This window comes from Streptomyces cahuitamycinicus (genome assembly GCF_002891435.1).
In the GTDB taxonomy this organism is placed as follows: Bacteria; Actinomycetota; Actinomycetes; order Streptomycetales; family Streptomycetaceae; genus Streptomyces; species Streptomyces cahuitamycinicus.
This window is the reverse complement of the sequence record NZ_POUC01000379.1, coordinates 1-7,853: the sequence shown is the minus strand read 5'-3', so window position 1 is coordinate 7,853 and position 7,853 is coordinate 1. Positions and strand designations below refer to the sequence as shown.

The following is a 7,853-nucleotide window of genomic DNA, read 5'->3' as shown; positions in this document are numbered from 1 at the left end:
GGGGAAGCCGGAACGAGGCGGGGGAGGGAGGAACCCGACGATGTCTCCCCTGGCGGAAGACCCCGCGGCGGAGGTCCGCAAGGACCGGCGCGCCCCGGCCCGCACGGCCCGGCTGCGCAGGCGCATCCCCGAGCCCGACGAGGAACCGGACCTCCTCGGCCAGTACCTCGCACAGATCTCGGCGACCCCGCTGCTCACCGCGGAGGACGAGGTACGGCTGGCCCGGCGGATGGAGACCGGCCTGCGGGCACTGGAGCGACTGGACCTGGCCGACGCCGGGGAACTCGACCTCACGGCACGGGGGCGCGGCGACCTGGAGGAGACCGCCCGGGACGGACAGGCGGCCAAGGACCACATGGTCCGGGCCAACCTCCGGCTCGTGGTGTCGATGGCGAAACGGCACGCCCACCGCGGTCTGCCCCTGCTGGACGTCATCCAGGAGGGAAACCTGGGGCTGATCCGGGCCGTGGAGAAGTTCGACCACACCAAGGGCTTCAAGTTCTCCACCTACGCGACCTGGTGGATCCGCCAGGCGATCGAGCGGGGCCTCGCGGCGCACGCCCGCTCCGTCCGGCTCCCGATGCACGTCGTGGAGCAACTGCAGAAGATCGCCAAGGTCGAGCGGCGGCTGCGCCTCGACCTGGGGCGTGAGCCGAGCGTCGGGGAGGTGGCCCGGGAGAGCGGCCTCGCCGAGGACAGGATCGGCTGGCTGCGCCACCTCGGGCGGGACGCCGTCAGCCTGGACACGCCGGTGGACGAGTCGGGCGAGACCGTCGTCGGCGACCTCATCGCCGACACCGAGGTGCTCCAGGCGCCGGAGGTGGCCGAGTTCCGGGCGCTCGCCGAGGAACTCCGCGAGGCCGTCGGCACGCTCGCGCCCCGCGAGGCCATGATCCTCAGCCTGCGCTACGGGCTGCACGACGGGCACATCCGCACACTCGACGAGGTCGCCCGGCGCGTCGGTCTGACCCGTGAGCGGGTGCGTCAGCTGGAGAAGGAGTCGCTGGCCCGGCTGCGGGAGCCGGACAGCCGCGAACGGCTGGTGGCGTGGGCGGGTTGAGGTCTCGGCCGTCCTCCCACGTCCGCACGCACGCGACCGCGGTAGGTCAGGCGTCCACCGTCACCGCGCACGACCACCCGTACGGGTCGGGGCCCATGCGCAGCCGGTTCCACGCCACCGCCACCGGGACCGCCCCCGTGATCTCCACGTCCGCGATGCCGGTGACGGCCAGCCGTACGTCCAGGCCACCGTCGGCCTCGTCCGCCTCCACGTCCACGGGCACCTGCCCGTACACCTCCAGCCGGAAGATGACCTCGTCCAGCAGCGAGGCGAGCAGGTCGTCGTCGCTGGCCTCGGGCAGCCGCACCCGGTCCACGGCGGTGGGCCGCACCCCGGAGACGTCAGCGAAACACTCCACCATCGCCAGCACGGCCTCCGCCAGACAATGCTCTCTGCACGCCGCCCACGCCTCGATCCGGATGTCGCCCGGATGCGGTACCGCCCGGTGCCCGAACTCGCCCGGCTTCCGCCCTTGCCCGCCGTCGTCCGTGTCGCCGCCCATGAACATCGCCTGCCCGAGGCTGGCCCTCCCATGCGGCCCCACGGGCCACACCTCGAGCGGCTCGGGCGCAGGACGTGCCGTCCTCGCCGACGGGGGCGACCGCGCGTGCGGCTCAGACGGGCTCGTCCGCGAGGTACGGCGGCGCCGGGTCGTACTGGATGTATCGCCGTACGGCCCGCGCGTGCTCCCGGCCGTGCAACCGCCCGACCAGCCACAACGCACTGTCGATCCCGGCCGAGACGCCCTGGCTGGTGACCAGGTTCCCGTCCACGACGTAGCGGACGTCCCGGACCACCGTCACGTCCCCCAGCGTCTCCAGGGTGTCCTCCTGGCTCCAGTGCGTGGCCACCCGGCGGCCCCGGGCGGGTCCGGCGGCATGCAGCAGGAACGTGCCGGTGCACACGCCGTGGACCCACGCGGCCCGTTCCGCCGTCTTCCCGATCCAGTCGGTGACCACGGGGTTGTGCAGCTGGGCCTCACGCGCGCCCCGCCCGCCCGGCACATGCAACACGTCCAGCGGCGGATGGTCGTCGAAGGTGTGGTCGGGCAGGACGCGCAGGCCCTTGTTGCAACGCACCGGCCCCGGATGCTCGGAGACCAGCACCGCCGTGTCGCCGGCTTCCCGGAGCCGGGCCGAGACGGTGAAGACCTCCCAGGGCCCCACGAAGTCGAGCTCCTCGGCGTCCTCGAAGACCAGCAGGCCGTAGGTCGTCATGCGGTTCGTCCTTCCTCTGCGGATTCCGGCAAGGGGCCCCGGAGGGCCGGGGGTTCAAGGGGTTCCGCGGTGGAGCGGAACCGGGCGCGGTAGTCCGACGGCGCGACGCCGAGCCGGCGGTGGAACGTGCGGCGCAAGGTCTCGGCCGTGGCGAACCCGCAGCGACGGGCGATGGCCTCGACCGGCTCGTCCCCGTCCGTGAGGGCGCGCTGCGCCGCCTCGACGCGCACCCGCTCGACGTACGCGGCCGGCGGCGCGCCCATTTCGGCGGTGAAGCGGCGCTGCAGATGACGCGGGCTCAGCCCGGCGTGCGCGGCGAGGCCGGCGATGTCGTGGCGGGCCCCGGGATCGGCGTGGATCGCGGTGACCGCCGCCCGCACCGGGTCCGTCGCCGGCTGCCGCGACCACAGAGCCACACTGAACTGCGACTGACCGCCCGGACGGCGCAGGAACAGCACCAGCCGGCGGGCCACCTCGTGCGCGACGTCCCGGCCCAGGTCGTCCTCCACCAGGGCGAGCGCCAGATCCATCCCGGCCGTCACCCCGGCCGACGTCCACACCCGCCCGTCCCGGACGAAGATCGGGTCGCAGTCCACCCGCACCTCGGGATGCTCCCGGGCCAACTGCTTCTCGCGGGCCCAGTGCGTGGTGACCCGCCGCCCGTCCAGCACCCCCGCGGCGGCCAGCAGGAACACGCCGCTGCACACCGAGGCCACCCGCCGGGCACCGGCCGCCGCGGCGGCGATCCACGCGACCAGGTCCGCGTCCTCGCGGGCCCGGTCGACGCCCTGGCCGCCGACCACCACGAGGGTGCCCGTCCCGCCCGGATCGAGGTCGGCGACACCGTGCCCGGCGTGCACGAGCAGCCCGCTCGCCGACCGGACCGGCCCCGCCCGGGGCGCCACGACGTCGCAGGCGTACTCGCCCGCGCTGTGGAACACCTCGTGCGGTCCGGTGAGGTCGAGGGGCTGGAAATCATCGAAGACGACGAAGACGACACGGCGATCGGTCACGCCCCTCACGCTCCACCGGCCCGCCGTACGGCGTCAACGACACGCAACCCACAGATCGCGCCATGGGACGCCCACCGCGGCGTGGGTACCACGGGAACCGGGGGAGAGGAGGCTGACGATGATCTCCCGGACGGTCACCCTGCCCGCGGGCCACGCAGCCCTCACCGGCGATCTGACCGTGCCGCCGGACGCCCTCGCCGTCGTGCTGTTCGCACACGGCAGCGGCAGCTCCCGGCACAGCCCCCGCAACCGCGAGGTCGCCGCCGGTCTGCGCACCGCCGGGCTCGGCACCCTGCTGATCGACCTGCTCACCGAGGAGGAGGAACGGCTCGACGCCCGCACAGCCGAACTCCGCTTCGACATCTCCCTGCTGGGCCGCCGGCTGGTGGCCGCCCTCGACTGGCTGGCGCGGGAACCCGGCACCGCCGGCCTGCCCGTCGTCCTGTTCGGCGCCAGCACCGGCGCGGGTGCGGCCCTGGTCGCCGCCGCACGACGGCCCGACCGGGTACGGGCGGTCGTCTCGCGCGGCGGACGGCCCGACCTGGCGGGTGACGCCCTGGACGCCGTACGGGCCCCGGTACTGCTGATCGTGGGCGGCCGGGACACGCACGTGCTGCGGCTCAACGAGGAGGCGGCACGGCGGCTGCCCACGCCGCCCACCCTCCCACGTGGTGCCCGGCGCCACCCACCTGTTCGAGGAACCGGGCGCACTCGACCAGGTCACCGAAGCCGCCCGGCAGTGGTGCGACCAGCGCGTACGGGCCGCCAGAGGCGGGTGACCGGTCGGACCAGCGGGTACGGGCCGCCCTGAGGCGGGTGACCGGTTGACCAGCGGGTACGGGCCGCCCTGAGGCCGGTGACCGGTTGGACCAGCGGGTGTGGGCCGCCCTGAGGCCGGTCACCCGATACACCAGCGAGGTACAGACCGCCAACAGGCCGGTGACCGGCTGGTGTGCATCGTCCGGCGGACGCGGGGGTACGCGGGAGCCGGAGCGGCCGAGTGCCCTCTCCCGTGCGGGAAGCAGAGGTGACCGTCATGCGGTTCCGTGATCGCCGGCAGGCCGGTGAGGAACTGGCCGAAACGCTGCGGGCCCGGCAGCGTGAGGGCGCCCTGCCCGATCCCCTCGTCCTCGCTCTGCCCCGCGGCGGCGTCGCCGTGGCGCGCGAGGTCGCCGAGGCGCTGGGCGCCCCGCTCGACGTGCTCGTCGTACGCAAGATCGGGGCTCCTCACCAGGAGGAACTCGGCGTCGGCGCGATGGCCGGGGACGAGGTGCCGCTCCTCGACGGGGACGCCCTGCGCCACCTCGGCATCGGGGAGGCCGCCCTCACCGGCGTCATCGAGCGCGAGCGCGCCGAACTGCGGCGCCGCGAGCGGCTGTACCGGCAGGGTCGGCCCGCCCCGGACCTGCGCGGACGGACCGTGATCGTCGTCGACGACGGACTGGCGACCGGCTCCACGGCCCGCGCCGCACTGCGCTTCGTACACCGGCAGGCACCCGCACGCGTGCTCCTGGCCGCGCCCGTCTGCTCCCCGGAGGGGGCCGGCCTGATGAGCGCCGAGGCGGACGAGGTGATCTGCCTGCACCGGCCGGCCGCGTTCATGGCCGTGGGCCTCTGGTACGAGGACTTCGGGCAACTGACGGACCAGGACGTCCTGGAAGCGCTGCACGTGCAGCTTTGACCAATTGTTCACCTGGCGGGAGTGGCGGAAACCAGCCACGCCGGACAAGGATGTCCCTTTCCCACACCTGCATCAGGAGCAACAAGTGAACGTCTCGCTGTCCGTGTGGCTGCTGACCGTGGCAGCCCTGTGCGTGCTCGTCGCCGTCGACTTCTTCGTCGGCCGCAAACCGCACGACGTGTCCGTCAGGGAAGCCGGGACGTGGACGGTGGTGTGGGTCGTCCTGGCCGTGCTGTTCGGGCTGGGACTGTGGTATTTCGGTGGGAGCGGGCCCACGGGCGAGTTCTTCGCCGGGTACATCACCGAGAAGTCGCTGAGCGTGGACAACCTCTTCGTGTTCGTCCTGATCATGGGGAAGTTCGCGGTGCCCTCGCAGTACCAACAGCGGGTGCTGATGGTCGGCGTCCTGATGGCCCTGGTGCTGCGGGCCGGTTTCATCGCGGCGGGCGCGGCGATCATCTCCACCTTCTCCTGGGTGTTCTACCTCTTCGGCGCGTTCCTGATCTGGACCGCCTGGAAGCTGGTGCAGGACGCCCGCAAGCAGGACCACGAGGAGGAGTACCAGGAGAACAAGCTGCTGAAGATGGCTGAGGAGCGCTTCGGCGTGGCCGACCGCTACCACGGCACGAAGCTGTTCATCACCGAGAACGGCAAGCGGATCATGACCCCGATGCTGGTCGTGATGCTCGCCATCGGCTCCACCGACGTGCTGTTCGCCCTCGACTCGATCCCCGCCATCTACGGCCTGACGCAGGACCCGTACATCGTGTTCACCGCGAACGCCTTCGCCCTGATGGGCCTGCGCCAGCTGTACTTCCTCATCGGCGGCCTGCTGAAGAAGCTGGTCCACCTCTCCTACGGCCTGTCGATCATCCTCGGCTTCATCGGCGTGAAGCTGGTGCTGCACGCCCTGCACGAGTCGGGCGTCCACGTCCCCGAGATCGGCATCCCGTTCTCGCTGGGCTTCATCGTGCTGGTCCTGGCGGTGACGACGTTCACCAGCCTGCGCGCGTCGCGCAAGCAGGCCGCCGAGGAGGCGGCCCGGCCGGCCGGTGAGTCGCGCTAGGCGGCCGGGGAGTCGGACTGGGCGGCCGGTGAGTCACGCCAGGCGGGCCGGGGAGGGCCCTGCCGTCAGACGACGCCGTCCGCGCGGAGGGCCGCCACCTCATCGGCGGTGCGGCCCAGCTCGGTGAGGATCGCATCGGTGTGCTCACCCACGGCCGGCACGGGGTCCATGCGGGCGGGCAGGCCCGCGAGGTCGGCGGGCGGGAGCAGTGCCTCCACGGTGGCGCCCGGCACCTCGACCTCGCTCCAGCGGCCACGGGCGGCCAGCACGGGGTGGTCCAGGAAGGCGGCGACATCGTTGACCCCGGCGCAGGCGATGCCGATGCGTTCCAGGTCCTTGAGGATCTCGTCCGAGCCGGAGCGGGCGAACCGCTCGGCGACGACGGCGTTCAGCTCCTCGCGGTGGGCGACACGGCCGGAGCCGGTGGCGAACCGCGGATCGTCCACCAGCTCCGGGCGGCCGAGGAACTCGGCGCACAGGGCCGCCCATTCCCGCTCGTTCTGGATGGAGAACAGCACCTCCTGGCCGTCGGCGGCGGTGTACGTCCCGTACGGCGCGATGGTGGCGTGCTGGGTGCCGAGCCGCGGGGGCTGCGTACCGCCGTGCCGGGTGTAGTACGCGGGCTGCCCCATCCACTCCGCGAGCGCCTCGAACAGGGACACCTCCACGGGGTGCGCCTCGCCGGTGGTGGCGCGGGTGTACAGGGCGGTGAGGACGCCGCTGTAGGCGTACATGCCGGCGGCGATGTCGGCGACGGAGATCCCGGTCCGGGCGGTCCCCTCGGGGGTGCCGGTCAGCGACACCAGCCCGGTCTGGCACTGCACGAGCAGGTCGTAGGCCTTGCGGTCGGACCAGGGGCCGGTCGTCCCGTAGCCGGAGATCGTGCACGGGATCAGGCCCGGGCGGCGGCCGGTGACGGTGGCGGCGTCCAGCCCGAGGCGGGCGGCGGCGCCCGGGGCGAGGTTCTGCACGAAGACGTCGGCGCCGTCGAGGAGGTCGTGCAGGATCTCGTGGCCCCGGGGGTCCTTGAGGTCGAGGGTGAGGGACTCCTTGGAGCGGTTGAGCCAGACGAAGTAGCTGGAGTGGCCGTGCACGGTCGTGTCGTACCGGCGGGCGAAGTCACCGCCGCCCGGCCGCTCCACCTTGATCACCCGGGCACCGAGGTCGGCGAGCTGCCGGGTGGCGTAGGGCGCCGCCACGGCCTGCTCCAGACTGACCACCGTGACCCCGGCCAGGGGATACCGCTGCACGCTCATGCCTCAAGCTCCCGGATCGTGTACGGAGGGCGCCCGGACAGTCTGCCGCAGGGGACGGGCGGCCGGGCGGGCCACCGGCGCGATCCGGATCACGTCGGGTGTGCGGCGTTCACGGCCGGGCCAGCCGGCGCATCGTCAGGGCCAGATGCAGCCGGAGCCTGCCCTGCGGGGTGCGCAGCGGCCAGCCGAGAAGGTGCTCGGCGTGGGTCAGGCGGTCCTGGAGTGTGGAGTGGTGGACGTTGATCCCGGCGGCGGCCGCCCGCAGGCTGCCCGTGGACGCGACCGCGTGCAGGGTGGCCGGCAGCCAGGGGGCGTTCGCCGCGGCGGCCTCCAGGGCACGGACGTCGGGTGGCGGCTCGGAGCCCGGCGCGACGAGCCCGGCGAGGAGGGCGATCCCGCCCAGCTCGTCGGCGTGCACGACCTGGGGCCCGGGGTCCTGCGGCGTGCCCTCGGCGGTGAACCGCAGCGCGGTCCGGGCCTCGGCCCAGGACCGGGGCAACTCGAGCACGGGGACGGCGGGTCCGACACCGAGACGTCCGGCGGGTAGACGGGGGCCGCGA

At 73.4% G+C, this 7,853-nt stretch carries 8 protein-coding genes and 1 pseudogene; 4 read left to right on the top strand and 5 right to left on the bottom strand.

Annotated features, from left to right (window positions below; genetic code table 11):
- Positions 1 to 40: 40 nt before the first annotated feature.
- Complete coding sequence (locus C1J00_RS33785) at positions 41 to 1,060, top strand: sigma-70 family RNA polymerase sigma factor (RefSeq protein ID WP_102912776.1); 1,020 nt, start codon at positions 41 to 43, stop codon at positions 1,058 to 1,060.
- A 46-nt stretch (positions 1,061 to 1,106) separates the two neighbouring features.
- Here C1J00_RS33785 and C1J00_RS33780 read toward each other — a convergent pair whose 3' ends face one another.
- From C1J00_RS33780 to C1J00_RS33770, 3 genes are all read right to left on the bottom strand, one after another.
- Positions 1,107 to 1,562, bottom strand: a complete 456-nt coding sequence (locus C1J00_RS33780) for an archease (protein WP_102912778.1) — start codon at positions 1,560 to 1,562, stop codon at positions 1,107 to 1,109.
- A gap of 112 nt (positions 1,563 to 1,674) precedes the next feature.
- Positions 1,675 to 2,277: a DJ-1/PfpI family protein gene (locus C1J00_RS33775; protein ID WP_102912775.1), complete on the bottom strand. Its 603-nt coding sequence runs from the start codon at positions 2,275 to 2,277 to the stop codon at positions 1,675 to 1,677.
- The gene (locus C1J00_RS33770) at positions 2,274 to 3,290 is read right to left on the bottom strand and encodes a GlxA family transcriptional regulator (RefSeq protein ID WP_102912774.1); all 1,017 of its coding nucleotides are present in this window, start codon (positions 3,288 to 3,290) and stop codon (positions 2,274 to 2,276) included. The genes C1J00_RS33775 and C1J00_RS33770 overlap by 4 nt, the downstream gene beginning before the upstream one ends.
- A gap of 118 nt (positions 3,291 to 3,408) precedes the next feature.
- Here C1J00_RS33770 and C1J00_RS33765 point away from each other — a divergent pair.
- The 3 genes and pseudogenes from C1J00_RS33765 to C1J00_RS33755 all read left to right on the top strand — a co-directional run bounded on the left by C1J00_RS33765 (position 3,409) and on the right by C1J00_RS33755 (position 6,037).
- Positions 3,409 to 4,069: pseudogene (locus C1J00_RS33765) on the top strand (dienelactone hydrolase family protein).
- Positions 4,070 to 4,326: 257 nt separating this feature from the next.
- Positions 4,327 to 4,971: a phosphoribosyltransferase gene (locus tag C1J00_RS33760; RefSeq protein ID WP_102912777.1), complete on the top strand. Its 645-nt coding sequence runs from the start codon at positions 4,327 to 4,329 to the stop codon at positions 4,969 to 4,971.
- Positions 4,972 to 5,056: 85 nt separating this feature from the next.
- Positions 5,057 to 6,037, top strand: coding sequence for a TerC family protein (locus C1J00_RS33755; RefSeq protein ID WP_102912773.1), 981 nt, complete (start codon positions 5,057 to 5,059; stop codon positions 6,035 to 6,037).
- A gap of 65 nt (positions 6,038 to 6,102) precedes the next feature.
- Here C1J00_RS33755 and C1J00_RS33750 read toward each other — a convergent pair whose 3' ends face one another.
- On the bottom strand, positions 6,103 to 7,293 hold the full coding sequence (locus tag C1J00_RS33750) for a CaiB/BaiF CoA transferase family protein (RefSeq protein WP_102912772.1): 1,191 nt from the start codon (positions 7,291 to 7,293) through the stop codon (positions 6,103 to 6,105).
- Between the two features lie 109 nt (positions 7,294 to 7,402).
- On the bottom strand, positions 7,403 to 7,853 hold a 451-nt coding region (locus C1J00_RS33745), incomplete at its 5' end, for a helix-turn-helix domain-containing protein (RefSeq protein WP_146046300.1).